Raw genomic sequence first — 25822 nt, 5'->3', positions numbered from 1 at the left:
CTTAAACCGCCTGTTCCCGTTTGTTTGAGGCGGACGTCGGCTAACGGTAAGCGTGCTTCGCAATCCTCTAACGAGTCCAGGGTATACATCGATTAGCGGGCAAAAGTACGTGATATAGCATTTTCTTCGGGGTTGTCTGGCGCACGCGCATGCACACGGGTTTGTGGGTGTGGTGGAGCCCGGCACCGGCGCTTTCCTGGCCTGCGCCGTCATGCACACAGCGAGTTATTCCATAACTGAACGACTGGAGACTGACATGGCGGACGAACAGGAAGACAAGGGCGACGTACAACACACACGCCGCGGACTGCTGCAAGGCGCGGGCCTCGGCGCGGCGCTGGCGCTGCTCGGCGGCGGCCTGGCCGCCACCCAGGTGGCCCAGGCGGCGGAAGGCGGGCCGTTTCCGGATCACAAGCGCTGGAAGATCGTCTTCGTCAACCACGTCACGACGAATCCTTTCTTCGTGCCGACGCAGTACGGCATTCAGGACGCCACGGCTCTACTCGGTATGGACTACCAGTGGACCGGCTCCGCGAATGCGGATATCGCCGAGATGGTGAACGCGGTCAACGCGGCCATTGCCGGCAAGGCGGACGCGATCGCCGTGCCGATCGTCGATCCGAAAGCCTTCGACAAACCGATCCAGGCCGCGCTCGACGCCGGCATTCCGGTGTTCGCCTATAACGCCGATGCGCCGCAAGGCACGTCGAATCCACGGCTCGCGTACATCGGCCAGGATCTGTATCTGTCCGGGTATCAGATGGGCGAGCGCATTGCGAGCCTGATCGATAGCGGGATGGTCGCGCTCTTCATCGCGACGCCCGGGCAACTGAACATTCAGCCGCGACTCGACGGCGCGGTCGCCGCGATCAGGAAGTCCGGCAAGAAGATCGACGTGCAGACCATCGCGACCGGCGCGACGGTCAACGAAGAACTCTCCAAGATCAAATCCTTCTATCTGGGACATCAGGACCTGAAAGGCATGTTCGCGGTCGACGCGGGCAGCACGCAAGGCGTGGCCGAAGTGATGAAGGCGTCGAACCTGCCGTCCAAGGGCGTGCACGGCGGCGGCTTCGATCTGTTGCCGCGCACGGTCGAACTGATCCACGACGGCTTTCTCGACTTCACGATCGACCAGCAGCCGTACGTGCAAGGTTTCTATACCGTGGTGCAGGCCTTCGTGTTTCTCGCTTCCGGCGGGCTGGTGGGACCGGCGAACGTCAACACCGGTCTGAAATTCGTCACCAAGGGCAGCGTCGATCCGTATCTGAGCACCTCGACGCGGTATGAAGGCAAGAGCACCAAGCCGCAGATCGTGCCGCATACGGGTGGGATCAAAGGGTGACGTCTTCCGTGACGGACGCCTCGACATCGCGCGAACGCCGGCGCTTCGGGTCGAGGCGCATCTGGCGTTCCAGCGAGATTCGTATTCTCGCGGTAGCGCTGATTCTGTGCGCCTATTTCGAAACCGCGAATCATGACTTCCTGCTGACGGGCGCGAGCCTGGAAAACCTGTCGCAGTTCATCGCGCCGGTGGCGCTGATTGCGTTCGGCGAAATCATGCTGATGATCGGCGGCGAGATCGATCTGTCCGCCGGCATGGTGTTCGCGTTCGCGCCGTTCGTCATGCATTTCGCGGCCGAAGCCGGTCTGCCGGTGTGGGCCGCGTTGCTCGCCGGTCTGCTGGCGGCGTCGCTGGTGGGGTTGATCAATGGCGCGGTGACGGTGTATCTGCGCATTCCTTCGTTTGTCACTACGCTCGGTACGCTCTTTTTCGTCAACGGTTTCACGCTGACGATCTCGCGCGGCACGCCGGTGTCGCCGCCGGACAATGCGAATTTCGCCGCCTTCATGGGCGCGTGGGGTTACAGCGAAATCATCTGGACGGTCGCGATCGCGGCCATCATGCATGTGTTGTTGCGGCATACGCGCTGGGGCTTGCATACCATCGCGGGCGGCGCGAATCCGCTCGGCGCGAGCGAGGCCGGCATTCACGTTCGACGCCTGAAACTCGGCAACTTCGTGATCGCGGCGGTCCTCGCGGGCTTCACGGGCATTCTCGAAGGCTTCCGGATTACCTCGATCGATCCGCAGGCGGGCGGCAACCAGATCATGTTCCTCGCGGTCGCCGCGGCGGTGATTGGCGGTACGCCCCTGGCCGGCGGATCGGGCACGATCATCGGCGGTCTGATCGGCGCGGCGGTGCTGGGGATTCTCAACGATGGGTTCACGCTGATCGGCATCAACGCGTTCACGTTCAACATGATTCTCGGCGCCGCGATTCTGGCCGCGATGATCTTCAACATCCACGTGGTTCGGCTCGCGCGCAAGGGGGAGTTGTGATGGCGACGCTGCGGGAAGTGCCACCCGAGGTGCCACCCGAAGCGCTGCGCGGCGAGGATATCGTCAAGCGTTTCGGCGCGGTCACGGCGCTCGACGGCGTGGGCCTGACGCTCAGGCAGGGCGAAATACTCGGCGTGCTGGGCGACAACGGCGCGGGCAAGTCGACGCTGATCAAGATTCTGACGGGCTTTCATCAGCAGACCAGCGGCAAGCTCTTCGTGCATGGCGAGGAAACGCTGCTTCGCTCGGTCGATCACGCGCGCTCGCTGGGCATTGAATGCGTGTATCAGGACCTGGCGCTGGCGAACTCGCTCAGCATCTATCACAACATGTTCCTGAATCGCGAGATCATCCGCCGGGGTCCGTTCCGGCTGCTGAACAATCGCGCGATGCGCGCTCGCGCCGCGGAGTGTCTCGACGAGATCGGCGTGCACGTGCCTTCGGTGGATCTGCCGGTCGAGCAGTTGTCGGGCGGGCAGCGCCAGGCGATCGCGGTGGCGCGCGCGGTCAATTCCAATGCCAGGATTCTGCTGCTCGACGAACCGCTCGCGGCCATGGGTGCTCGCGAGGCCGGGCTGATTATCGACCTGATTTTACGGTTGAAGGAGAAGGGCGGGCTCTCCATCGTCATGATCATGCACAACTACGCGCAGACGCTCGATATCGCCGATCGCGTGATGCTGATGCAGCGCGGCCGCGTGACCTATCAGCGGGAAGCGGCCAGTACCTCGGTGGCCGAACTGATGGAGATCGTGCGGCGCGAGTATCGGGAAATGCGCAGCGCCGCGTCGTGATCCTGGCCGTTTTTACGCCGCCGCGGCGTGATTCCGCCTGAAGCTCTACTTCCCTGAACGCTTCGCCTTCCATACCGCCAAGGTATGAAAGTAGTCGGAATCGGTGTTGGACGGCTTCGCGGGTTTGTTTCTACCATGGTGTCCTCAGTCGCGCAGTTCAGGAGGACAACGCATGACAGCAGCACCCGTGAAGATCGACAGCGTGGAGACGATCCTCGTCGACGTGCCGACGATTCGCCCGCACCGCCTCTCGGTCGCGACGATGAACTGCCAGACCCTCGTGCTGGTGCGCATTCGTTGCGCGGACGGCATCGTCGGCGTCGGTGAAGGCACCACCATCGGCGGGCTCGCGTATGGCGAGGAGAGCCCCGAGAGCATCAAGATCAATATCGACACCTATTTCGCGCCCCTGCTCAAAGGGCGGGACGCCACGCGCCCAGGCGCCGCGATGGCGACGCTGCGCAAATTGTTCCAGGGCAACCGGTTTGCGAAATCCGCGCTGGAAACCGCGTTGTTCGACGCGCAGGCGCAGCGCCTCGGCGTGCCCTTGTCGGAACTGTTCGGCGGCCGCGTGCGAGATTCCGTCGAGGTCGCCTGGACGCTCGCGAGCGGCGACACGCAGCGTGATATCGACGAAGCCGCGCGCGTCTACGAAGCGAAGCGGCATCGCATTTTCAAACTGAAAATCGGCGCGCGCGCATTGGCCGACGACGTCGCGCATGTGGTCGCGATCGGGCGGGCGCTCGAAAGCCGTGGCGAAGTGCGGGTGGACGTGAACCAGGCGTGGAGCGAAACCGAAGCGATCTGGGCCGCGCGCCGTTTCGCCGACGCGGGCGTGACGCTAATCGAGCAACCGATCGCGGCGCACAACCGCGCGGGCCTCAAACGCCTGACCGACCTCGCCATCGTGCCGATCATGGCCGACGAAGCGCTGCACGGTCCCGCCGATGCGTTCGCCCTCGCGAGCGCGCGCGCCGCCGACGTGTTCGCGGTGAAGATCGCGCAGTCGGGCGGTCTGGCCGGCGCGGCGCAAGTGGCCGCGATCGCATCGGCCGCGCATCTCGATCTCTACGGCGGCACCATGCTCGAAGGCGCGGTGGGCACGATGGCCTCCGCGCAACTCTTCAGCACCTTCGGCGAGCTGAAGTGGGGCACCGAGTTGTTCGGCCCCTTGCTGCTCACCGAAGAAATCCTCACCGAACCGCTGCGCTACGAGAATTTCGCGCTGCATCTGCCTGACGGTCCCGGTCTCGGCATCGCGCTCGACTGGGACAAGATCGACCGCCTTCGGCGCGCTACGCATTAGCGCCTCGCCCGGCATTACCCGCAGCTTTATCCGCACCAGTACGCACGGAAGGCTCATCCGCTAGCCATCCCGAACATCAAACGAAGGAGATACCTCATGAACCCGCAAACCATCGACGCCCTGCTGCAAAAGATCAACGACAGCGCCACCCGCGAGGGCAATCCGCGCGCGAAGCAGATCGTCCACCGGATCGTGCGCGATCTGTTCCATACGATCGAAGACCTCGACGTGCAGCCCGACGAATTCTGGACCGCGCTGAACTATCTCGGCGATGCCGGCAAGAGCGGCGAAGTGGGTCTGCTTGCAGCGGGTCTCGGCTTCGAGCATTTTCTCGATCTGCGTCTGGACGAAGCGGAGGCGAAGGCGGGTATCGAGGGCGGCACGCCGCGCACGATTGAAGGTCCGTTGTATGTGGCGGGCGCGCCGCTGTCGGAAGGACACGCGCGCCTCGACGACGGCACCGATCCGGGCCAGACGCTGGTGATGCGCGGCCGTGTGCTCGGCGAGGGCGGCCAGCCGCTGGCTCATGCGCTGGTCGAGGTGTGGCACGCGAACCATCTCGGCAACTACTCGTATTTCGACAAATCGCAGCCGGCCTTCAATCTGCGCCGCTCCATTCGTACCGATGCCGAGGGTAAGTACAGCTTTCGCAGCGTCGTACCCGTGGGCTATAGCGTGCCGCCGCAAGGACAGACGCAGTTGCTGCTCGACCAGTTGGGCCGGCATGGGCATCGTCCGGCGCATATCCACTTCTTTATTTCCGCGCCCGGTTGTCGCAAGCTGACCACGCAGATCAATATCGACGGCGATCCGTATCTGTGGGACGACTTCGCGTTCGCCACGCGAGACGGTCTCGTGCCGGCCGTCAAACAGGCCGAAGGGGCGGAAGGTCAGGCGTATGGCGTGGACGGTCGGTTCGCGCTGATCGATTTCGACTTCACGCTGTTCAAGGAACGCGACAACCTGCCGGATGCCGACGTGGAGCGTGTGCGCGCCGAAGCGTGAGGCTTCAACGCGTGAGGTCTCGAAGCGTGAGGTCTCAACGCGTGGAACGTCAAAGCGTGCAACGTCAAACTCCCGCCAGATGCTCCACCAGCGCCTTCTCCGCGCGCGGCATCGCGTCCCGGTCGCGCATGCAGATCAGCAACTGGCGGGTCGCCCAGCTATCCGCGAGTTCGATCGTGCCGATGCCGGGCGTGCCGCGATAGCGCTGCGCCGCCGCAGCCGACACGATGCCGATGCCGGCGCCTTGCTCGACCATGCAGCAGACGCCGTCGAAGGTGCGCATGTGGGCGCGGAAACTGAGCGTGCGCCCGGCCATCAGCGCGCGCTCGCCGAGGTAGGCCTGCAACGCGCTGTCCGCGCTCAGGCCGATGAATTCCCGCCCGGCAACCTCCGCCAGCGTGGTGCGGGTCAACTGCGCGAGCGGGTCGTCGCGGCTCGCGATCAGCACCAGTCTGTCGACCGCGAACGGTAGCGTCTGCAACGCGCCGTGTTCGACCGCATCGGAAATGATGCCGATTTCCGCCGCGCCGGTCAGCACCGCTTTCACCGTTTCGCTGCTCTGGCGTTCCTTCAGATCGATCTGCACGTTCGGGTGATCGCGCAGAAAGCGGCCGATCGGCGACGGCAGAAACTCGGTGATCGCCGCGGAATTGGTCCACAGGCGAATGCAGGCTTTACGGCCTTCCTGATGCTCGCCGAGCTCGCCCTGCATCCGTTCGATCTGGCCGAGCACGAGCCGCGCGTGATGCGCGAGCGTGTCGCCGGTCGGCGTCGATTCCACACCGCGCCGGCCGCGTTCGAGCAGGGGCATGCCGAGCGTGTCTTCCATGCCGCGCAGCCGCGCGCTCGCCGACGGCAGCGACAGGTTCGCGCGTGCCGCGCCGTGGGTAATGCTGCCGGTTTCGAGAATGTAGAGAAACAGCCGTAAGTCGACGAGATCGAAGCGCATGGAGGGCGTAGTAGTGGGCGGCAGGCCGCCAAGGTTCACCCTGGGCCTTGGCCTGGGTTTTAGCGTGAATTTCAGCCTGGGTTTCAGCCTTAGCCCTAGCCTAAGTCACGGTACGTATCTTACGCATTGTGGGCAGCGTTGACGCAATCGACAATCGCCGACATCGCTTCCCTAAAACTCTCCAATGATCTCTTCGTTTGCGATGCGGGCGGGCGTGGTGGCCGCGACGTTCGTGCTGGCCGGCTTCGTCAAGGGCGTGACCGGCATGGGACTGCCGACCGTCGCGATGGCCGTGCTCGGCACGCTGATGCTGCCCGCTCAGGCGGCCGCGATGCTACTGTTGCCGTCGTTCGTCACGAATGTCTGGCAACTGTTCGCGGGGCCGAATGTCGGCGCGCTGCTCAGACGGCTCTGGCCGATGATGCTGGGCATCGTCGCCGGCACGATCGCGGCGGCGTCGTTCATTGCGGGCGGCGGCGGGGCATGGGCCGTCGTCGGATTGGGCGCCGCGTTATCGCTCTATGCGGCCGCCGGTCTGCTGGCCTGGCGGTTCTCGGTGCCGGCGCGACACGAGCGCTGGCTGTCGCCTGCAGTCGGCGTGGTGACGGGCGTGATCACCGGCGGCACTGGCGTGTTCGCCGTGCCGGCGGTGCCTTATCTGCAGGGTCTTGCGCTGAAGAAGGAAGACATGGTGCAGGCGCTTGGGCTGTCCTTCACCGTGTCCACGATCGCGCTCGCGGTCGGTCTTGCCCGCGAGCACGCGTTCGCCGTCGACGATCTGCGCGAGTCGCTGTTCGCGGTCGTGCCCGCGCTGCTCGGCATGTGGATCGGACAGCGGATACGCGGGCGCATCGGTGCGGAAACCTTCCGGCGCTGGTTCTTTATCTGTCTCCTCGTGCTCGGCATTCAACTGATGGCGCGTGTGCTCGTTTAACCCATGACCGATAGTCAACCGACAGTCAAAACGAAGGCGAGGTGAGAACGTGTGGGCCACTATTCTGGATACGTTAGGCGCGCTGGCGGTGCTGGCCAGTGTGGCCGCGCAGATCGCGTTTCTGCGCGGCAAGCCGTAAAGCTCAACGCGGCGCGAGCCGCTCCGGCAGCGCATAGCGCTGCATCGTGCGCTCCATGCCGTCGAGAAACGCCTGCTCGGCCGCATTCATCTTGCGCGCGCGCAGCCACAGCAGATCGATATCGACATCGACCAGACCTTCATCGGGCGGCAGACGCCACAGCCGCTGTTGCGCGAGATCGTCACGCACGATGTGCTCCGGCAAACAGCCGATGCCATAACCCGCGAAGATCAGCCGCCGCACTTCGTCGAGACTCGGCGACGCGGCCACGATGCGCCCCGTAAAACCGCGCTGATCGCGAAACACGGTGAGCGGCGACAGGCTGTCGCCGATCTGATCGCTGGTGAACGACACGAAATTTTCCGCCAGTAACTGATCGACCGACAGCGCATGCCGCCCGAACAGCCGATGATGCCGGCCGCAGAAAAGCGCATACCGTTGCCGCAGAAAACAGCGCTGTTCGAGTTTGTCGACCGGCGTGCGGCACAGTCCGAGCCCGGCGGTCGCGGTCTTCTGCAACAGCGACGAGATGATGTCCGACGAACGCATCACCTCGATCTGCAAATCCACCCGCGGATACGTCTTGTGGAATTCCGCGAGGAATTCGTCGTAGACGCCCGAGTCGATCCGGCTCACGCTCAGCAGCCGGATCGAACCGGTGATGTCGTCGCTGCGATCGTCGAGTTCGGTTTCGAGCCGCGACATGTGGCCGTAGATATCGCTCGCGATGCGATACACCTCTTCACCGGCGCGCGTGGGTTCGAAGTGCGGACCACGGCGCTGGATCAGCGTGCGCCCGAGCGTGTCTTCGAGCCGCTTGAGCGCCTGGCTGACCGCGGGCTGCGTGAGATGCAAACGCGCCGCCGCGCGACTCACGCTGCGCTCCTGCATGATCACGAGAAAGGTGCGCAGCAGGTTCCAGTCGAGCCGGTCGTTCAGAAAACGCGTGACGTCCGCGCGCAGTTGGGTCATCGGTTCGCCTCGGTGGGTCGGCAAAGTAGGGCTGAGGTATTAGCCAGATTTATAGTCAAGATAATAAACCGAAATTTGACTAATGTTTTATGGATGGCGATAAAAGCCCTCGACAGATATCCATCCGGAATAACAACTGAGGAGCCGCCATGAACACTTCGACCGCCCCGACCCGCCAGCCTGTGCGAGCGGCCAGCGCCGCTTTCATCGGCACCATGATCGAGTGGTACGACTTTTATATCTACGCCACGGCCGCCGCGCTGGTGTTCGGCGAGTTGTATTTCCCGTCGCACGATCCGTTCGTCAGCACGATGGCGTCGTTCGCGACCTTCGCGGTCGGCTTCTTCGCGCGGCCGCTGGGCGGCGTGATTTTCGGCCACCTGGGCGACCGGATCGGCCGCAAGAAGGCGCTGATGACCACGCTGATGATGATGGGCGTGGCAACCGTATGCGTCGGCCTGCTGCCGGCCTACACGAAGGTCGGCATGCTGGCGCCCGTGCTGCTGGTGTTGCTGCGGGTGGTGCAAGGCATCGCGGTCGGCGGCGAATGGGGCGGCGCCGTGCTGATGGCGGGCGAGCACGCGCCGCAAGGGCGGCGCACGTTCTTCGCGTCGTTCGCGCAACTAGGCAGTCCGGCTGGCCTGATTCTGTCGCTGATCGCGTTTCGCGCCGTGACCGCCATGCCGCATGACGATTTCCTGGCTTACGGTTGGCGCCTGCCGTTTCTGGCGAGCGCGGTGCTGCTCGCGGTCGGCATTTTCATCCGGATGGGCGTGAACGAGTCGCCGGAATTCGCGCGCGAGAAAGCGGCGAAGCGCACCGTCGAGTTGCCGATCGCCGAGGTGTTCCGCTCGTCCGGCGCGCTCGTCGCGTTGTGCATCGGCGCGAATACGATCGGGATTGCCGGCGTGTATTTCACCAACACGTTCATGATTTCGTACACCACGCAGAACGTCGGCGTGTCGAAGTCGCTGATTCTCGACTGCCTGTTCGCGGTGGCGATCATCCAGTTTCTGGCGCAGCCGCTCGCCGCTTTGCTCGCTGAAAAACTCGGCAGTGCGCGTTTTCTGAAACTCGCCGCGTTCGCCGCGATGCTGTCGCCGTATCCGATGTTTACGCTCGTGCAGAGCGGCAATCGCGGCTCGATGATCATCGGTATCGCGCTGGCGGTGGTGTGCATGGCGAGCTTTTATTCGGTGATCGCGGGCTTTGTCAGCGGTGTGTTTCCGGTGCGCGTGCGCTATTCCGCGATTTCATTGTCGTACCAGGTGTGCGGCGCGATTGCCGGGGGTTTGACGCCGCTCGCGGGCACCTGGCTCGCGCACAAGTTCGTGGGGCAATGGTGGCCGCTGGCGGTGTTTTATACGTGTCTCGCGGGCATTTCGCTGTCGTGCATCGTCGCGCTCGATGCGCTCAAGCACCGCCGCGCCGATGCGCCCGAAGCGCTGCCGGCACGTTGAATCGAAGAGGACAATCGTGATGTTGAAAGTCGATGGACAACGCCTGTGGGCGAGTTTGATGGCAATGGCGCAAGTGGGCGTGACCGCGCGTGGCGGCGTGCGCCGGCTGGCGCTGACGGAGGAAGATCGGCGCGGCCGCGCGCTGTTCGCCGAATGGTGCGAAGCGGCCGGTATGACGATGCGGTCCGATGCGGTCGGCAACCTGTTCGCGCGCCGTGAAGGCACGGATGCGGATGCGAAGCCGATCCTGATCGGCAGCCATCTGGATACGCAACCCGAGGGCGGCCGTTTCGACGGCGTGTATGGCGTGCTGGCCGGTCTCGAAGTCGTGCGCTCGCTGAATGAACAGGGAATCCACACGCATCATCCGATCGAGGTCGTGTCGTGGACGAATGAAGAAGGCGCGCGTTTCACGCCCGCGATGCTGGGCTCCGCGGTGTTCGTCGGCGCGACGCCGTTGACCGACGCGTTGCGCACGCAGGACGCGCAAGGCGTGACGCTCGCCGCCGCGCTCGAAGCGTGCGGCTGCACGAGTGATGCCGAAAAATTGACGACAAATGACGTCGAAGCCTATTTCGAAGCCCATATCGAACAGGGGCCGATTCTCGAAAGCCACGGTCATCCGATTGGCGTCGTGACCGGCGGGCAATCGATCCGCTGGCTCGATATCGACGTGAGCGGCGTGGCGGCGCATGCAGGCACCACGCCGATGCCTTACCGCAAGGACGCGTTCTTCGCGGCCTCGGCGATGGCGCTCGAACTCGAAGCCGTCGCCGGGCGTTACGCGCCGCACGGACTCGTTACGATCGGCCAGATCGACGTGCCGAATTCGTCGCGCAATACGATTGCGGGCAAGGCGGCGTTCACCGTCGACCTGCGTCATCCCGACGATACGAAGATCGACGCGATGGAGCGCGACGTGCGCGCCGCCTTCGAACGCGTCGCCGCGCAGCGCGGTGTGCAGGCGTCGATCTCGACCTACTGGACGAGTCCCGCCACGCCGTTCGATCCGGCCTGCGTGGCGCTGGTCGAGGACGCCACGCGGCAACTCGGCTACACCTATGAGCGTATCGTCAGCGGTGCGGGGCATGATGCGATTCATCTGGCGCGCCATGTGCCGACCGCAATGGTCTTCATTCCGTGCGTGGATGGCCTCTCGCACAACGAAGCCGAAGACGCGTTGCCCGCCGATGTGACCGCCGGCGCGAACGTGTTGCTCAATGCGGTGCTGGCGCGCGCGAAAGTGGTTGCGCCGGTGCTCGCGTGACACATCTGAATGCCTGAACCAGCCTGAACCAAGGAATCTCACGATGCAGACGTTTTTTCATCCGGCGCAGTTGAAGCATCATCCGCGCAGCTATCTGTCGCGCGGCCAGATGCGCACGCCGCAGGAAGTCCCCGAGCGCGCGTTGCGGCTCGTCGAGGCAGCAAAAAAACTCGGCTTCGACGTGCGCGAGCCGGCCGATTTCGGCAGCGCACCGCTTGCCGCCGTGCATGGCACGAACTATCTGCGCTTTCTCGAAGAAGCGCACCGCGAGTGGAAGAAGATGCCCGCGGAGTGGGGCGACGAAGTGATGTCGAACGTGTATATCCGCGAGAACAATCCGCTGCGCGGCGTGCTCGCGCAAGCCGCGCGCTATCTGGCCGACGGCAGTTGCCCGGTCGGCGAGCACACCTACGAATCGGCCTACTGGTCCGCACAAAGTGCGCTGGCGGGTGCGCAGGCGTTGCTCGACGGCGCGGGCGAAGCGTATGCGCTGTGCCGTCCGCCGGGGCATCATGCGCGCGCCGAAGCGGCCGGCGGTTTCTGCTATCTGAACAACGCGGCCGTCGCCGCGCAGGCGCTGCGCCAGCGGTATGGACGCGTGGCGATTCTCGATACCGACATGCATCACGGGCAGGGAATTCAGGAGATTTTCTACGACCGCGACGACGTGCTATATGCGTCGATTCACGGCGACCCGACCAATTTTTATCCGGTGGTCGCAGGTTTCGAAGACGAACGCGGTACGGCGCAAGGCGAGGGCTACAACATCAATCTGCCGATGCCGCACGGTTCGCCGGAAGCGGTGTTCTTCGAGCAACTCGATACCGCGCTGGGCGCGCTCGCGCGTTTTCAACCAGATGTGCTGGTGGTCGCGCTCGGCTTCGACATCTACAAGGACGACCCGCAAGCGATGGTGGCCGTGACGACCGAAGGTTTCGGCGAATTAGGCAGCAAGCTCGGCGGATTGAAACTACCCACGCTGATCGTGCAGGAAGGCGGGTATCACATCGAAACGCTGGATGCGAATGCGCGTTCGTTCTTCGGCGGCTTTGCTTCGAGGCGTTAATGTAATCGGATCGATAACATTTTTCCGGGCGCAACGCGTAACGCTTGCGCCATCCGTTTCCGATTGTTCTGCTCAAGCGACGTATCTGTTCGTTTGCAACCGCTTTATCCGCAACGCATATCCGCCTACATTGTTTCCAGTGACAGCGCCATTGCATGTCCGGCTTCATCGGCTTCATCGGGGTCAGTACCGCGACTCTTCGCGGCAACTGGCCGGCGCGAAACCCCATTAAAGGAAACGATCATGAGCAAGCTCACAGGTAAGGTGGCAGTGGTAACCGGCGCATCGAAAGGTATCGGCGCGGCCATCGCGAAGGCGCTGGCTGCGCAAGGTGCGTCGGTGGTGGTCAACTATGCGTCGAGCAAGGCGGGTGCCGACGACGTCGTCGCCGCGATTACTGCGGCGGGCGGCAAGGCGGTGGCGGTGGGCGGCGACGTGTCCAAAGCGGCCGACGCGCAAGGTATCGTCGACGCGGCGGTCGAAACGTATGGCCGTCTGGACATTCTGGTCAACAACTCGGGCGTGTACGCGTTCGCACCGATCGAAGCAATCACCGAAGAGCATTTCCATAAGCACTTCAACGTCAACGTGCTGGGTGTGCTGCTGGTCACGCAGGCGGCCGTCAAACATATCGGCGAAGGCGGCAGCATCGTCAACGTCAGTTCGGTGGTGAGCCGTATCACGCCGGCAGGCAGCGCGGTTTATACCGCGACCAAGGGCGCGGTGGACGGCATTACCGGCGCGCTCGCGCGCGAACTCGGTCCGCGCAAGATCCGCGTGAACTCGGTGAATCCGGGCATGGTCGCGACCGAAGGCACGCATAGCGCGGGCATTACCGGCGCTGACTCCGATTTCGAAGCGTGGGCGCTCAGCACGACGCCGCTTGGCCGCATCGGCCAGCCGGACGATATCGCCGACGTGGTGACGTTCCTCGTGTCGGACGACGCACGCTGGGTGACGGGCGAAAGCCTGATTGCGAGCGGCGGCTCGCGTTAAGTGGTTGCGGCGCTGAGACGTGAGGTTTTTAAACGTCTTGGCGCCGCCGCTGTTTTATGCCGCGATAGCGCTATCGCGCTATCCCGCCACATGCGGCGCCGGTTCCGGCAACTCCACCGCGAACAACGCATCGAGCAGGTTCGATCCAGGCCGCTCGGCGAGTCGCGTCAGCGATTCGATCATCCGCACCTGGCAATCCTGCAGCGGGACCATGCGGATCCGCCGCGACTCCTTGAATTCCGCGCGCGCGATCACCCCTACGCCCAGCCCTTGCGCGACCGCTTCTTCAAGCGCTTCGCGGCCGTCCACATACATCACCGGTTCGACCTGCAAGGACTCGCGCACTAGCTCGGTTTCGAGCAACTGCTGCGTGACGGATTGCGGCTCGCGAAAAATCATCGGCTGCCGGACCAGTTCCGCGTAGCTCAGCTTGCGTTTCTTCGCCGCTGGATAATTCGCCGGCACCATCGCCACCAGCGGATCGCGCCGCAACACCCGCGCCTCCAGCCGGCTGTGCACTTGCGGCGCGGCGGTAATGGCGGCGTCCACCGCGCTCGACAGCACGCGCTGCATGCAGTCCGCCGCGTTGGCGATCGACAGCGTCACGACGATTCCCGGATGCAGCTTGCGAAACGCGCCGATCAGCGCGACCGCCAGATCGGGTGCGTCGGCCACGATCGAGAGCGAACCGGACTCCAGCCCGCCCGCCGATTCAAGCAGTTGCCGCGCGTCGCGCTCGCCACTCAGCATATGCCGCGTGACCGCGAACAGACGCAGACCGAGCTCCGTGGTTTCGACACCGCGCGGCCCGCGCTCGAACAGTTTGACGCCGTAATCCTGCTCCAGCCGTCGCACGTGGTCCGACACCGCCGGTTGCGTGAGCGACAGCGCCTGCGCCGCTTTGGAAAAGCCGCCGTGTTCCGCGACCGCATGAAACGCCCGCAATTGCGCGTATTGCACCTGTGCCTCGCTGAGTGATAAGTTTTTGCGATACCTGCATCGATTATATCGATTTTACCGATGGACTAAGTTTCGCTACTGTGTCAGTCATCGAAACAGCGTTATCGGAGATTCCGGCCATGCACAGCGTGATCGACCGTCCCATCGCAGCGTCCCCGGCAGAGACCTTCATGTGTGCGGCGCCGGCCAAAGGCGAGCCGTATCTGTTGACGCCGGGCCCGCTCACCACGGCGCTCTCGACCAAAGAGGCGATGCTGCGCGACTGGGGCTCGTGGGATGGCGATTTCCGCGCCATGACCGCGCAACTGCGCGCCAGCCTGCTGGAGATCGCGGGCGATACGGCCGGCGACTACGATTGCGTGCCGTTGCAGGGCAGCGGCAGTTACTGCGTCGAGGCCATGCTCGGCAGCCTGATTCCGCGCGACGGCCATGCGCTGGTGCTCGCCAACGGCGCGTACGGCAAGCGCATCGCCACCACGCTCGGCTATCTCGGCCGCAGCGCCACCGTGCTCGACAAGGGCGACTACCTGCCGCCGCGCGGCGCCGAGGTCGAACGTCTGCTGGCCGCCGATCCGAGCATCACGCATGTGGTCGCGGTGCATTGCGAGACCAGCTCGGGGATTCTCAATCCGATCGAAGAGATCGCCGCCGCCACCGCGAAGCAGGGCCGCAAACTGCTGATCGATTCGATGAGCGCGTTCGGCGCGGTGCCGCTCGACGTGCGGCAGATTCCGTGCGAGGCGTTCGTTTCGTCGGCGAATAAATGTATCGAAGGCGTGCCGGGGTTCGGTTTCGTGATCGCTCGTAAAAGCGCGTTGCAGGAAGCGAAGGGCCGCAGCCATTCGCTCGCGCTCGACGTCTACGATCAGTGGGACGTGATGAACCGCACCGGGCAGTGGCGTTTTACGCCGCCCACGCACACCGTGGCTGCGTTTATCGAGGCGCTGCGCTTGCACAAGCTCGAAGGCGGCCAGGCCGGACGTCTCGCGCGTTACGCGAACAATCGCGACGTGCTGGTCGCCGGCATGGGCAAGCTCGGTTTCGAGCCGCTGCTGAACGCGCGCTGGCGCTCGCCGATCATCGTGACGTTTTTTGCGCCGGCGCATCCGTCGTTCCGCTTCGAGCGCTTTTACGAATCGATGAAGCACCAGGGTTTCATCATCTATCCGGGCAAATTGACGGTGGCGGACAGCTTTCGCATCGGCTGTATCGGTCAGGTGGATGAGCACGTCATGCGCGCCGTGGTGCGGGCTTGCGCCAGTTCGCTGCGAGAGATGGGCGTGCCTGGCGCCGAGCCGCCGGCCGCCGCGCTCGAAGAACGCAAGGCGTTGGCGGACGCGGACTGAATGCGCCGGACGTCGGCGGAACACGCAAGGATAGCGGGTCATCAACCGCGCGGCACGCTGCGCGCGGCTGGGCAATATCAAAGGATCGAAGTGAAATGAAACACGTCAAAGCAGTGATTTTCGACTGGGCCGGCACGGTGGTCGACTATGGTTCTCTCGCGCCGATGGGCGCCTTCGTCGAGACCTTCGAACAGTTCGGCGTGTCGATCTCGGTCGACGAAGCGCGCGGTCCGATGGGCATGGCCAAGCGCCCGCATATCGCGGCGTTGATGGCATTGCCGCGCGTCGCGCAGGCGTGGGCGGACAAGTATGGCCACGCGCCGGGCGAAGCGGATATCGACGCGGTCTACGACGTCTTCGTGCCGAAGAACATCGCGGTGGCGGCGAGCTACAGTTCGGTGATTCCGGGTGTCGCGGCCGTGGCGAGCGCGCTGCGCGGCGACGATATCCGCATCGGCACGACCACCGGCTACACCCGCGAGATCATGGCCGAGATCGTGCCGGGCGCGGCCGAGCAGGGCTTTTCGCCGGACAGCATCGTCTGCACCGGCGATACGCCGGAAGGCCGGCCGTCACCGTACATGATCTACAAGACCTTGCCGGCGCTCGGCGTGTGGCGCGCCAAAGAGGCGATCAAGGTGGACGACACCGAGGTCGGCATTGAAGAAGGCATCAACGGCGGCACGTGGGCGGTCGGCGTCGCGGTGAGCGGCAACGCGTTCGGTATGGCCGAAGACGACGTCAAGGCCCTGGCGCCGGCCGAGTTCGCCCGGCGGCGCAAGGCGGCGATTCAGAAATTGCAGGCGGCCGGCGCGCATTATGTGATCGACAGCGTCGCGGATCTGATGCCGGTGGTGTATGACATCGAAGCGCGCCTGGAGCGTGGCGAGCGGCCGTAAGCGGTCCTTGAGCGGTCCTTGAGCGTCTGGCTTTGTGAGTCAGGCGCTCAGTTGAAAAACCCCACCGCCAGATCGATAAACTCGCGAATCTTGCGCGGCACGAACTCGCGGCTGGGGTACACGAGCGACACGGCCACGTCGCCGTTGGTGACCGCATAGTCGTCGAGAACGCGCACGAGCGTGCCGCTGCGCAATTCGTCGGCGACCATTTCGAGCGGCAACAGCGCGATGCCCATCGCGCCTAGCGTGGCCTGCTTCTGCATGATCATGCTGTTGACCGTGAACGAGGCGTCGAGCGCGATGCTTTCTTCGTTGCCCGCCGTGCCGTTCGCGGTGCCGTTCGCAGTGCCGTTGTTACCGTGCCTGCCGTTGTCACCGCTATGGCTGAACACCCACGTCTGCGGACTGGTGTCGAGCGCGGCGGCAATCACGCGATGCCGCGCCAGATCGGCCGGCGTTTTCGGCTGGCCGGCCTGCGCCAGATACGCGGCCGCCGCCACCGGCACCGCGTGCGAGTTGATCAGTCGCCGCACCACCAGCGACTCCGAACGGATCATATGTTCGGTGACGATCCCCACGTCGAATCCTCCTTCAAGCAGGTCGACCCGTTTCTCGGTGAGCGTGACGCGCAGATTCACCTGCGGAAACTTTGCCTGATATTCCGCGAACAGCGGCGTGAGCCGGAACAGCGAGAAGCTGCCGAGCGCCACGATACGCAGATCGCCCGCGACTTCCTTCGACGTGGTGGTCGCGCGCGATTCGACCTCTTCCAGTTCCGACATCACCACGCGGCAACCGTCAGCGTAATCCGCACCGGCTTCGGTCAGCACGACCTTGCGCGTGGTGCGCTGGAACAGCCGGATACCGAGATGTTTTTCGAGGCTCGACACGTGGCGCGTCACCACGGAGGTCGAGACGTTGAGTTGCTCGGCGGCCTGCGCGAAGCTGCCCGCTTCGGCGACCTTGACGAAGGCCTGCATGGCCTGAAAGAGATTGATCATGTCAGTGCGAAAAGCGGTGTCGTTTAAGCGTGTGTGGGGTGGCGGGCGACGATCCGCCCGTTCGCCACCACCAGTTTGCGAGCGGGCCGCGCGACGATCGCCTGCGCGAGCGTGTCCGCGTCGACCAGCACCAGATCTGCGCGGGCGCCGGCAGACAGGCCGTAGTCGGCGAAGCCGCAAGCGCGCGCGGCCGTCGTGCTGACGCAATCGAACGCGATGGCCAACTCGTCGTCACGACGCAGGCCGTAGCGCATCGCGATCAGCATCGCGCGCTCGAGCATGTCCGGCGAGCCATAAGGCGTCCACGTATCGCGTATGCCGTCGTTGCCGCCGAACAGCGTGACGCCTTTTTCAAGGCAGGCTTTCAGCGGCGGCACCGGCGTCGAAGCGGGGGCCGTGGTCAACAGCGCGACGCGCAGATCGGCGAGGCGCGCGAGCAATGCGTCGCGTTCACGTTCGGGCAGCGCGCCGAGACAGAACGCATGGCTGACCACCACGCGGCCTTGCATGCCGAGCGCCGCGACGCGATCGAGCAGCAACCCGAGCGTGAAAGCGCCCACTTCGCCGGGCTCGTGCAGGTGAATGTCGATCGGCTTCTGGTGGCGTTGCGCGAGTTCGAACGTCAGGTCGAGCGACGCCACCGGATCGCCGTCGATCAACGCGGGATCGAGCGCGCCCAGCACGTCCGCACCGGCGTCCAGCGCCTGCCCGAGCAACGCGCCGGTGCCGGGACGCCCGAGCACGCCCGACTGCGGAAACGCGACGATCTGCATCTCCAGCACCTCGCGCAACGCGTCGCGTGTGGCGAGCACGCCTTCCAGATGACGCAGCCCCGCGTCGGTGTCGATATCCACGTGCGTGCGCAAACGCGTCGTGCCTGCCTGCACGAACGCACGGGCGAGCGCGAGCGACTGCACGCCCGCATCGTGATCGCCTTGCGCGCGAAACCGCCGTTCGTTCTCGATCCGGTCGGTCAGCTTCGGGCCGACCTCGTTGCGATACCACGGCAAGCCCCAATGCGTCTTGTCCAGATGCGTATGACCTTCGACGAAACCGGGCAGCAGCAACGCGCCCGCGCCGTCCTCCCGCGTCACGCCGGGCTCGCGCGGCAGGTTCGGGCCGAGCGCCGCGATGCGGCCGTCGGCGATCGATACGTCGACGCGGGCGCCGTCCGGCAGACGGACGTTGGTGATGAGCAAAGCGTGGGTGGTGGTGGTCATGAGAGCGGGTCGGCTGCGATGCGCGTGATCCGGGCGCGCGTCGGCGATAAGCAATGGTCTGCTGAAAGAGTGCGCTGCCTGTTTGTTGAGCAGGCGCGGGCGGCGCACGTCCGGCGGGTGAATTGTACTTCCTGACGCAGCGGGCCCATCCGCCTGGCGGTTTCGCCGCCGACCCGCGAAAACCCGTTGCAAACCGTTACAGGCGCTCAAGTTTCGCGTGTCGATGCCGTTGACACACATGCAAATCAAATTCGGGAACCCAGCCGTGCAACTCGCTTACAGTAACGACCGTTTGTCCAGCCGGATGGCGGTCGACCCGTCCATCGCGGGCGAACCCGAGGTGGAATCGTCGGTGATCGAGTGGCTGTTGCATGACGATCAGGTGATGCGCGAGTGCTTCACGCACGCCGCGGAAATCCTGAAGAGCGTAACCGGCGCGGCGATTACCGCGATCACGCTGCTCGACGAGGAACACCAGCATTACCGCGCCGAAGTCGGCATGGCGATGCCGCTCGTCACGCGCGCGCGCTCGCTCGCGGACTACGCGGTGCGCGACGCGGACCTGTTCGTGATCGAAGATGCGCACGACGACGCCCGCTTCGGCGAGTGCATGCTGGTGCAGCGTCATCCGTTCGTGCGCTTTTACGCGGCGATCGCGTTGCGCGCGCCGAACGGCGAGATCGTCGGCGCGTTGTGCGCGATGGACCCGTCGCCCGGCCGCCTCAACGAAGGTCAGCGCGGCGTGTTCTACCACCTGCGCGCGATGATCGAAAACGATCTGAAGATGCGCACGGCCACCGCGATCGATCCGCTGACGCAGTTGTATAACCGCCGCTTCCTGCTGGAGAGCATTGCGCGCCGCTGGAAAGAAGCGCGCGACGGCGACGTGATGGGTTCGGTGGTGGTCGACGTGGACTGGTTCAAGCAATACAACGACACGTATGGTCACCAGGCGGGCGATCACTGCCTGCGCAAGGTGGCGTCGGTGATGCAGGCCGCGGCCGATGGCGAAGGCATCATCGCCGGGCGCATGGGCGGCGAGGAATTCGGTCTGCTGGTGCTGCACGCGGAACCGGCGGCGCTACAGGGCACGCTGGAAACGTTGCGGCAGGGCGTGGTCGATCTGGCGATCGAACATCGCGCGTCGCCGTTGGGCGTGGTGACGGTGAGCGTGGGCGGTGCGATGACGCGGATCAACGAAGGCTCGCGAACTGCACATCGGGATGGATTTGCGAGCGCCGACCGGGCGCTGTATCGGTCGAAGCATGCGGGGCGTAATCTGGTGACGATGGCGTAAGACGTAACGCGAACGTAACGCGACGCGTGCGGCGCGGGTAACCCGATCCGCACTTAACGCAGCGCTTCTCCGCCGCCGCGCTCAACGCTCCCGGACGTTCGCGTAAACCTGTTTGACCCAGTCGGCGAACACCCGCAGCTTCGTGCTGTAACGGCGGCTCGGCGGATACGCGAGATACACCTCCAGCGGCGGACGCCGGTAGTCCGCCAGAATCGGCACCAGCTCGCCTCGCGCGATAGCGGGCCGCACCATGAAATCCAACGTATGAACAATGCCCAGGCCCGCTAGCGCGGTGGCCAGGTGCGCATTGCTTTCGCTCACCATCACCGGACTGCGCACGCCTTCGAGCACGATGGGCTCGCCGTTGCCATCGGCATCGGCATCGCCTGTGAATTGCAGCGGCTGGGTGAGCCCCGTGCTCGCGGAGAAATAGCTGACCACCGCATGACGGTCGTCGACGATCTGTTGCGGATGCAACGGTGTGCCATGTTCGGCCAGATACGCCGGACTCGCGCAGGTAGTCCAGCGCAGCGTGCCGATGGCCTGCGTGACCAGCGCCGGGTCATTCGCCGTGCTGCGGATCGCGCAGTCGATGTTCTCGGCGATCAGATCCGCCGTGCGGTCCGTCACGCTCAACTGCATCTGAATGTCCGGATAACGCGCGCAAAACTCGGGCAGCGCCGGAATCAGAATGCCGCTCGCGGTCGAGCCGCCGCTATCCACCCGCAACGCGCCGCGTGGACTCGCGCGGTCACGGCCGAGCGTCGCCTCGATATCGTCGAGTTCGCTGAGCAGATGCCGGGTGCGCTCGTAATACGCGGCGCCCTCGGTCGTGACGTTGACGCTGCGCGTGCTGCGTTCCAGGAGTTTGACGCCGAGGTGATCTTCGAGCGATTTGACCCACTTGCTGACCGTGGCGTTGGGCATTTGCAGCGACTGCGCCGCGCGGCTGAAGCCGCCGGTTTCCACCACGCGCGCGAAGATGCGGATTGCCTGCAAATGATCCATGGTCCAGTTCCGATTGATTATCCACAACGGTGGATAAAGAAACCACAGCATAGCTATTTATCTCCATGGACGCATCAAATAAGCTGACGTCAAGGGTCAAGCGACCTCAGCGAACTTAACGAACTCAACGGATGTCACCCAGGAGCTTTCCATGAACCAGTCCACACTTGAAAACGTCAACGCCAGCAAACATGCCGGCAAGATCGCGCTCGTGACCGGCGGCAGCAGCGGTATCGGCCTTGCGGCCGCGGTGCGTTTCGCGCAGGAAGGCGCGAAGGTCTTTATCACCGGCCGCCGCCAGGCCGAACTCGACGCCGCGGTCGAGCAGATCGGTCACGGCGCCGTGGCGATTCGCGCGGATATTGCGTCGGCCGTCGACCTCGACCGCATGTTCAGCACGGTACAGGCCGCGCATCAGCGGCTCGATATCCTGTTCGCGAACGCGGGCGGCGGCGAGTTTTCACCGCTTGGCGCGATTACCGAGGAGCAGTTCGACAAGTACTTCGATATCAACGTCAAGGGCACGTTGTTCACGGTGCAGAAAGCGTTGCCGCTGATGAAGCCGGGCAGTGCGATCGTGCTGACGGGGTCGATCACGTCGATTCAGGGCGTGCCGGCTTTTGGCGTGTATGCCGCGACCAAGGCGGCGTTGCGTTCGTTTGCGCGGACGTGGGCGTCGGATCTGAAGGGGCGCGACATTCGCGTCAACGTGGTCGCGCCGGGTGTGGTGGTGACGCCCGCCTATAAAACCGAACTGAAGATGAGCGACGAGCAGATCGAAGCTTATCGCCAGCATGTCAGCGACACGACGCCGCTGGGCCGCGTCGGCGAAGCCGATGAGATCGCCAAGGCGGTATCGTTCCTGGCGTCCGATGACGCGAGCTACATCACGGGCATCGAATTGTTTGTGGATGGCGGCATGGCGCAGGTGTAAAGGCGAGCGGCGACGCAGCGGCGCTAGCCGCGCAATGCCCGGCGCTGCAAAAAGAAACCCGTCTATCGGCAACGATACGACGGGTTTTTTATGGGCAACGGATGCGAACATCGGTCTCATGGTCTTTCGCCGCCGCGGTGGCTAGCATGGGCGCCTGCTATCCATGCGGTCACGCGGAGCGTCAAGATGTTCGATCAGGTTAATTGGGGCACCGGAGGGTTCGGTGGAAGGTGCGCGAATACGGCCTCGTGCAGAACACGATTCGCCACGGCGCGTGCAGGCGTGCTTGCCGCCGCGCTCCTGCAAGCAACTGGCGCGGCGGCGTTCACTGGCTCGATCCGATTTCCGGGCAACGGAACGTCGCTGTCCAACCTCGCGTTTGCGCCGACGATCCGGGTTCCGAACAACCCATCGGTGGGACAGGTGTTGCAATCGGCTTCCCATGAGGTCGGTCTGGGCACGCCGCGGGTTCTCTGCCGGATCTTCGAGACGGTCGCGGTGAACGGGACGTTGGCATCCGGTTCTGCCTCACTCTTCACGACCAATGTGCCCGGCCTGGGCGTGCGCTATTCGATCAAGCGTCAATCGAAAGGTCAGTTCAGGAACGCGCCGTATTCCACGGTTTTTTTCCCACCTGTCAGCCATGCCGCCGAGTACCACATCATGGCCGAACTCGTGGTGACGGGGCCGCTCGGCGGCGGCACGTTGACGACGATTCCGAGCCTCACCGTCACCTTTGCCGGCCGCTGCTTCGATACGGTCAGCAGGACGCAGCACGTGACACCCGGCAGTATGTTCACGGCCGGCACATGCAGCGTCACGACCCGGGCGATTCAGGTTGCGTTGCCGCCGCGCGTGTCGCCGTCGAACCTGGCGAGTGCCGGCGCTGCACCGTTTTCAATCGGGCTCAATTGCGCTGCGCCGGCGAGAGCCTATCTGTCGCTCGACGACGCGTCTAACCCGGGCAACCGGTCGACGATCCTGAGCGCCGCCGCGGGGTCGACCGCGAAAGGCGTGGGGATGCAGATCATGTCGGAGTCGAGAGCGTTGTCGTTCGGTCCGCACGATCCGGACAGCGGCGACGTGAATGTTTCGTTCGTTGGAAAAATGAGCGCCGGGGCGAACCGCATTCCGTTGAGCGCGCGCTATGTGCGCACGGGGCCGGTGAGTGGCGGCACGGTGAAAGGGCTCGCGACGTTCACGATGAGCTATCAATAGCCCCGATCAGCTTCAATCCCACCGGCAGCGACTCGCCGAACACGCGGCCTTCGTCGGCGTTATCGAGTTCGACGCTCTCGCTCACCATCGTGATCCACGCGCGCGGCGCGTTGGCCGCTTCGAGCCTTCGCACGACTACATGACGTAAATCGTCGGCGAGGTCGCGCGAGCGGTCGCCGGTCATGCGGGCGATCTGCGTCGCGGCAAAGGCGGCTGGGTCGACCTTCTTCCAGTCGAGCGCGAGTATCGCGTTCAGCCACTGCGCGGCGATCTCGGGCGGCACCACGCTATGTGCGCTGCCGTAGAACGGTCGCCGCGCGCCGATCCGTCCGACCGCCCACCAGCTTTGATGATTTTCGGTGGCCTTTTGCAGCCGCGCGAGCACGGATTCGCCGAGTTCGATCTTGCGCTCGACAGGAATCCGTTCAAGCGATGCACTCAGCCGCACCATATCGGCGATGCCGGTTTTCGCGACGTCGAACGGCAGCTTGTGACGCGATTGCGCGGCGTTTTGCAGATACGCCATCGCGTCGAGCACGCGCAGTTGCGCGCTTTCGTCGAGACCGCCGGCCGCGCGCCGCCACAGCGTCCACCATTCGGACCAGACCTGGCTTTCGTTGATGTATTGAATGCCGTCGTCGAACAAAGTCCAGAGTTGTTCGACGCGCCATGCGTCGAGAGGATAGCCGAAGCCGGGGCGTACGCAATAGCCGGCCAGATTCAGCCACAACCGCTCGTGATCCGCCGAACGCCGCCGACGCCGCGCGCGTTCCCACAGCGCGCCGAACAGTTCGCGCAGCAGCGCGCTGTTCCAGCCGTCGCGCGGTCCGAGCAGTTGCTCAAGTTGCGCGCGCAACCGCTTGACTTCTTTCGGGTCGATTTTCTGCGCGCGCGTGCCGAAGCTGCGGTCGATCTGTTCGATCGCGTCGTCAAGCCGCGGATGCCGCGCTTGTGCCGGATCGGCGGCGAGATTCACCTGCGCGGTGTCGCCGCGCAACTGGAATTCGAGCAGCCAGCGTTGCGCGGGATCGTCGAGTTCGATGCAGTGCACGTCGAGCGTGCCGACTTCGGTGAGCGAGGTGGCGATCCGCACGACGGTTTCGCGCGCGGTGCTCGCGCCGCGCGGTTGAACGACGGTGGCGATCGGCGGCAGGCGCACGAAATCGCCATCGGCGAGATCGATCAGCTCGCCAGCGCGATAGACCGTGTCCGCACTCGACGACACCAGGTGGAAGCGCACCGGGTGACCGAGACGCAACGCGAACGTGCGGTCCGCGATCAGGATTTCCTGGCCTTCCTCGGTGCCGCGCGGCAGCAGGCAGATGCCGCGTCGCGTGGGTTCGGCGGTGTTGGTTTCGGTGTTCGCATCGGTGCGTTCGCCGCTTTCCTCAAGAACGAGGAAGTAGCTGCGCGGCGAGCCGCCGCCGATTTTCGGCGCGGCGCCCGCACGCGCCAGTGAATAGGCGACCGCGCCGCGCGCGACGGCGACGTCGGGGTTGTCGTTGTGCAGCACGTTGAGCGCTTCGCCGCGCCACGCGCCGAGGGTGTCGGCGAGACGTCGCGTGAGGGCTTCGGCGCGGAATACGCCGCCGTTGAGCAGCAGCGTGTCGGGAATCGGCAATGGGGCGAGCGTGTCTGTTGCCGGAGTTTCCGCAGCATCGCCCGCGCCCAACGCCTGACGCGACTGCGCCGCAAACCGGCTTAAAAACGCCGCGATATGCCGCGTCACCGCCGCATCGGTTGCATACGGCAAGCCGAACTCGACGATCGCGCCACGCGGTCTACCCGGCCGCTCATGCGAGGCCACCGTCGGAAAGAAGCCATCGACGATGATCCGCTCCACTTCGTCCCGCGTGACCTGCGCACTACGCGCGCCGCCGATCAGCTTCGAGCCCGCGCCGAGCAGCGTGATCGACGCCGAGTCGGGCGCCTGCGGCCCGAGCAACTGTTCCTTCGCCGCGCGGCAACGCTCGACCAGTTGCGACAAACTCGCCGCCGACAGCCGCGCGCGTTCGCCACCGCCCGGCAGCCGCGCTTCCATCAGATGCGCGAGCGCGAGATCCATGTTGTCGCCGCCGAGCATCAGATGATTGCCCACGCCGATGCGGGTCAACTGCGGTTCGCCGTCGCGCACGTCGACGGCGATCAGCGTGAGGTCGGTCGTGCCGCCGCCCACGTCGCAGATCAGCACGAGACGGGACGCCGCGAGTTCGTCCGCCAGCCGTTCGCGATGATGAAACAGCCAGTCGTAGAAGGCCGCTTGCGGCTCTTCCAGTAGTTTCAGTTTGGGTAGCCCGGCCATGCGCGCCGCGGCCACGGTCAGCGCGCGTGCGCCTTCGTCGAACGAAGCGGGGACCGTGAGCACCACGTCCTGCTGTTCGAGCGGCGCATCCGGATAACGCTGGTTCCACGCCGAGCGCACATGCGCGAGATAGCTCGCGCTGGCTTCGACCGGCGAGACTTTGCGGACGTCGTCGGCGGCGCCCCACGGCAGGATCGGCGCGACGCGATCAACTGATGCATGCGACAGCCAGCTCTTCGCGCTGGCCACCAGCCGTCCCGGCACCTGAGCGCCGAGCACGCGCGCGAGACGGCCGATCACGACCGGCGGCTCGGAAGCGTCGGCAGCGCGTTCCACCGACGACCACGGCAACTGCACATCGCCCGCGGCCAGTTCACCTTCGGCCGCGTGATACCGCACCGAAGGC

General features: G+C 64.7%; 22 protein-coding genes. 15 read left to right on the top strand and 7 right to left on the bottom strand.

Annotation, left to right across the window (positions count from 1 at the left end; genetic code table 11):
* Window positions 1-256 precede the first annotated feature (256 nt).
* The 5 genes from FA94_RS00110 (at window position 257) to catA (ending at window position 5448) form a co-directional block, all read left to right on the top strand.
* Window positions 257-1345: a sugar ABC transporter substrate-binding protein gene (locus FA94_RS00110; protein ID WP_035545683.1), complete on the top strand. Its 1089-nt coding sequence runs from the start codon at window positions 257-259 to the stop codon at window positions 1343-1345.
* A gap of 59 nt (window positions 1346-1404) precedes the next feature.
* Window positions 1405-2343, top strand: coding sequence for an ABC transporter permease (locus FA94_RS00105; protein ID WP_408304811.1), 939 nt, complete (start codon window positions 1405-1407; stop codon window positions 2341-2343).
* Window positions 2343-3137, top strand: coding sequence for an ATP-binding cassette domain-containing protein (locus tag FA94_RS00100; protein WP_035545678.1), 795 nt, complete (start codon window positions 2343-2345; stop codon window positions 3135-3137). The genes FA94_RS00105 and FA94_RS00100 overlap by 1 nt, the downstream gene beginning before the upstream one ends.
* A 172-nt stretch (window positions 3138-3309) precedes the next feature.
* Complete coding sequence (locus tag FA94_RS00095; protein WP_035545676.1) at window positions 3310-4443, top strand: muconate/chloromuconate family cycloisomerase; 1134 nt, start codon at window positions 3310-3312, stop codon at window positions 4441-4443.
* 96 nt (window positions 4444-4539) lie between these two features.
* Complete coding sequence (gene catA, locus FA94_RS00090) at window positions 4540-5448, top strand: catechol 1,2-dioxygenase (protein WP_035545674.1); 909 nt, start codon at window positions 4540-4542, stop codon at window positions 5446-5448.
* Window positions 5449-5512: 64 nt separating this feature from the next.
* Here catA and FA94_RS00085 read toward each other — a convergent pair whose 3' ends face one another.
* Window positions 5513-6397, bottom strand: coding sequence for a LysR family transcriptional regulator (locus FA94_RS00085; RefSeq protein ID WP_035545672.1), 885 nt, complete (start codon window positions 6395-6397; stop codon window positions 5513-5515).
* Between the two features lie 184 nt (window positions 6398-6581).
* On the opposite strand from FA94_RS00085, the gene FA94_RS00080 reads away from it, so the two are divergent.
* Window positions 6582-7331, top strand: coding sequence for a sulfite exporter TauE/SafE family protein (locus FA94_RS00080; protein WP_035545670.1), 750 nt, complete (start codon window positions 6582-6584; stop codon window positions 7329-7331).
* A 142-nt stretch (window positions 7332-7473) separates the two neighbouring features.
* Here the strand turns inward: FA94_RS00080 and FA94_RS00075 are convergent, their stop codons facing one another.
* Window positions 7474-8433 carry a LysR family transcriptional regulator gene (locus FA94_RS00075; RefSeq protein ID WP_035548897.1) on the bottom strand — a complete coding sequence of 320 codons (960 nt, stop codon included), beginning with the start codon at window positions 8431-8433 and terminating at the stop codon, window positions 7474-7476.
* A gap of 158 nt (window positions 8434-8591) precedes the next feature.
* Here FA94_RS00075 and FA94_RS00070 point away from each other — a divergent pair, with 158 nt between their 5' ends.
* The 4 genes from FA94_RS00070 to FA94_RS00055 all read left to right on the top strand — a co-directional run bounded on the left by FA94_RS00070 (window position 8592) and on the right by FA94_RS00055 (window position 13231).
* On the top strand, window positions 8592-9902 hold the full coding sequence (locus tag FA94_RS00070; protein WP_035545668.1) for an MFS transporter: 1311 nt from the start codon (window positions 8592-8594) through the stop codon (window positions 9900-9902).
* Between the two features lie 19 nt (window positions 9903-9921).
* Window positions 9922-11169 (top strand): Zn-dependent hydrolase, encoded by a 1248-nt coding sequence (locus tag FA94_RS00065; protein WP_035545665.1) that lies wholly within the window; start codon window positions 9922-9924, stop codon window positions 11167-11169.
* 43 nt (window positions 11170-11212) lie between these two features.
* Complete coding sequence (locus tag FA94_RS00060) at window positions 11213-12235, top strand: histone deacetylase family protein (RefSeq protein ID WP_035545663.1); 1023 nt, start codon at window positions 11213-11215, stop codon at window positions 12233-12235.
* 243 nt (window positions 12236-12478) lie between these two features.
* Window positions 12479-13231, top strand: a complete 753-nt coding sequence (locus tag FA94_RS00055; protein ID WP_035545660.1) for a glucose 1-dehydrogenase — start codon at window positions 12479-12481, stop codon at window positions 13229-13231.
* A 78-nt stretch (window positions 13232-13309) separates the two neighbouring features.
* Here FA94_RS00055 and FA94_RS00050 read toward each other — a convergent pair whose 3' ends face one another.
* Window positions 13310-14191, bottom strand: coding sequence for a LysR substrate-binding domain-containing protein (locus FA94_RS00050; protein WP_035545657.1), 882 nt, complete (start codon window positions 14189-14191; stop codon window positions 13310-13312).
* A gap of 119 nt (window positions 14192-14310) precedes the next feature.
* Here FA94_RS00050 and FA94_RS00045 point away from each other — a divergent pair, with 119 nt between their 5' ends.
* Both FA94_RS00045 and phnX read left to right on the top strand, forming a co-directional pair.
* Window positions 14311-15537 carry a 2-aminoethylphosphonate--pyruvate transaminase gene (locus FA94_RS00045; protein WP_051980227.1) on the top strand — a complete coding sequence of 409 codons (1227 nt, stop codon included), beginning with the start codon at window positions 14311-14313 and terminating at the stop codon, window positions 15535-15537.
* A gap of 95 nt (window positions 15538-15632) precedes the next feature.
* Complete coding sequence (phnX, locus tag FA94_RS00040) at window positions 15633-16436, top strand: phosphonoacetaldehyde hydrolase (RefSeq protein ID WP_035545655.1); 804 nt, start codon at window positions 15633-15635, stop codon at window positions 16434-16436.
* Window positions 16437-16483: 47 nt separating this feature from the next.
* Here the strand turns inward: phnX and FA94_RS00035 are convergent, their stop codons facing one another.
* Together FA94_RS00035 and FA94_RS00030 are read right to left on the bottom strand one after the other, a co-directional pair.
* A complete protein-coding gene (locus tag FA94_RS00035; RefSeq protein WP_035545653.1) occupies window positions 16484-17437 on the bottom strand; it encodes a LysR family transcriptional regulator in 954 nt (317 codons plus the stop codon).
* Window positions 17438-17460: 23 nt separating this feature from the next.
* Window positions 17461-18657, bottom strand: coding sequence for an amidohydrolase family protein (locus FA94_RS00030; protein WP_035545651.1), 1197 nt, complete (start codon window positions 18655-18657; stop codon window positions 17461-17463).
* Between the two features lie 265 nt (window positions 18658-18922).
* On the opposite strand from FA94_RS00030, the gene FA94_RS00025 reads away from it, so the two are divergent.
* Complete coding sequence (locus FA94_RS00025) at window positions 18923-19954, top strand: GGDEF domain-containing protein (RefSeq protein WP_231584811.1); 1032 nt, start codon at window positions 18923-18925, stop codon at window positions 19952-19954.
* An 81-nt stretch (window positions 19955-20035) separates the two neighbouring features.
* Here FA94_RS00025 and FA94_RS00020 read toward each other — a convergent pair whose 3' ends face one another.
* A complete protein-coding gene (locus FA94_RS00020) occupies window positions 20036-20962 on the bottom strand; it encodes a LysR family transcriptional regulator (RefSeq protein ID WP_035548888.1) in 927 nt (308 codons plus the stop codon).
* Between the two features lie 151 nt (window positions 20963-21113).
* On the opposite strand from FA94_RS00020, the gene FA94_RS00015 reads away from it, so the two are divergent.
* Both FA94_RS00015 and FA94_RS37125 read left to right on the top strand, forming a co-directional pair.
* Entirely contained in the window at window positions 21114-21896 is a 783-nt protein-coding gene (locus FA94_RS00015; RefSeq protein ID WP_035545650.1) for a glucose 1-dehydrogenase, read from the top strand.
* 282 nt (window positions 21897-22178) lie between these two features.
* Window positions 22179-23114 carry a fimbrial protein gene (locus tag FA94_RS37125; protein ID WP_051980225.1) on the top strand — a complete coding sequence of 312 codons (936 nt, stop codon included), beginning with the start codon at window positions 22179-22181 and terminating at the stop codon, window positions 23112-23114.
* On the opposite strand, the gene FA94_RS00005 is transcribed toward FA94_RS37125, so the two are convergent.
* Window positions 23095-25822, bottom strand: a 2728-nt coding sequence (locus tag FA94_RS00005) for an Hsp70 family protein (protein ID WP_035545648.1), incomplete at its 5' end; no start/stop codon positions are given. The genes FA94_RS37125 and FA94_RS00005 overlap by 20 nt on opposite strands.

The sequence above is a fragment of the Burkholderia sp. 9120 genome, from assembly GCF_000745015.1.
Lineage (GTDB): Bacteria > Pseudomonadota > Gammaproteobacteria > Burkholderiales > Burkholderiaceae > Paraburkholderia.
Note: the sequence above shows the minus strand (reverse complement) of the source record. Positions and strands in the feature narration are given on the sequence as shown.

Coding starts and splice junctions, on each gene's coding strand:
- FA94_RS00110 (WP_035545683.1), top strand. CDS start 257: ATGGCGGACGAACAGGAAGACAAGGGCGACGTACAACACACACGCCGC.
- FA94_RS00100 (WP_035545678.1), top strand. CDS start 2,343: ATGGCGACGCTGCGGGAAGTGCCACCCGAGGTGCCACCCGAAGCGCTG.
- FA94_RS00095 (WP_035545676.1), top strand. CDS start 3,310: ATGACAGCAGCACCCGTGAAGATCGACAGCGTGGAGACGATCCTCGTC.
- catA (WP_035545674.1), top strand. CDS start 4,540: ATGAACCCGCAAACCATCGACGCCCTGCTGCAAAAGATCAACGACAGC.
- FA94_RS00085 (WP_035545672.1), bottom strand. CDS start 6,397: ATGCGCTTCGATCTCGTCGACTTACGGCTGTTTCTCTACATTCTCGAA.
- FA94_RS00080 (WP_035545670.1), top strand. CDS start 6,582: ATGATCTCTTCGTTTGCGATGCGGGCGGGCGTGGTGGCCGCGACGTTC.
- FA94_RS00070 (WP_035545668.1), top strand. CDS start 8,592: ATGAACACTTCGACCGCCCCGACCCGCCAGCCTGTGCGAGCGGCCAGC.
- FA94_RS00065 (WP_035545665.1), top strand. CDS start 9,922: ATGTTGAAAGTCGATGGACAACGCCTGTGGGCGAGTTTGATGGCAATG.
- FA94_RS00060 (WP_035545663.1), top strand. CDS start 11,213: ATGCAGACGTTTTTTCATCCGGCGCAGTTGAAGCATCATCCGCGCAGC.
- FA94_RS00055 (WP_035545660.1), top strand. CDS start 12,479: ATGAGCAAGCTCACAGGTAAGGTGGCAGTGGTAACCGGCGCATCGAAA.
- FA94_RS00045 (WP_051980227.1), top strand. CDS start 14,311: ATGCACAGCGTGATCGACCGTCCCATCGCAGCGTCCCCGGCAGAGACC.
- phnX (WP_035545655.1), top strand. CDS start 15,633: ATGAAACACGTCAAAGCAGTGATTTTCGACTGGGCCGGCACGGTGGTC.
- FA94_RS00035 (WP_035545653.1), bottom strand. CDS start 17,437: ATGATCAATCTCTTTCAGGCCATGCAGGCCTTCGTCAAGGTCGCCGAA.
- FA94_RS00030 (WP_035545651.1), bottom strand. CDS start 18,657: ATGACCACCACCACCCACGCTTTGCTCATCACCAACGTCCGTCTGCCG.
- FA94_RS00020 (WP_035548888.1), bottom strand. CDS start 20,962: ATGGATCATTTGCAGGCAATCCGCATCTTCGCGCGCGTGGTGGAAACC.
- FA94_RS00015 (WP_035545650.1), top strand. CDS start 21,114: ATGAACCAGTCCACACTTGAAAACGTCAACGCCAGCAAACATGCCGGC.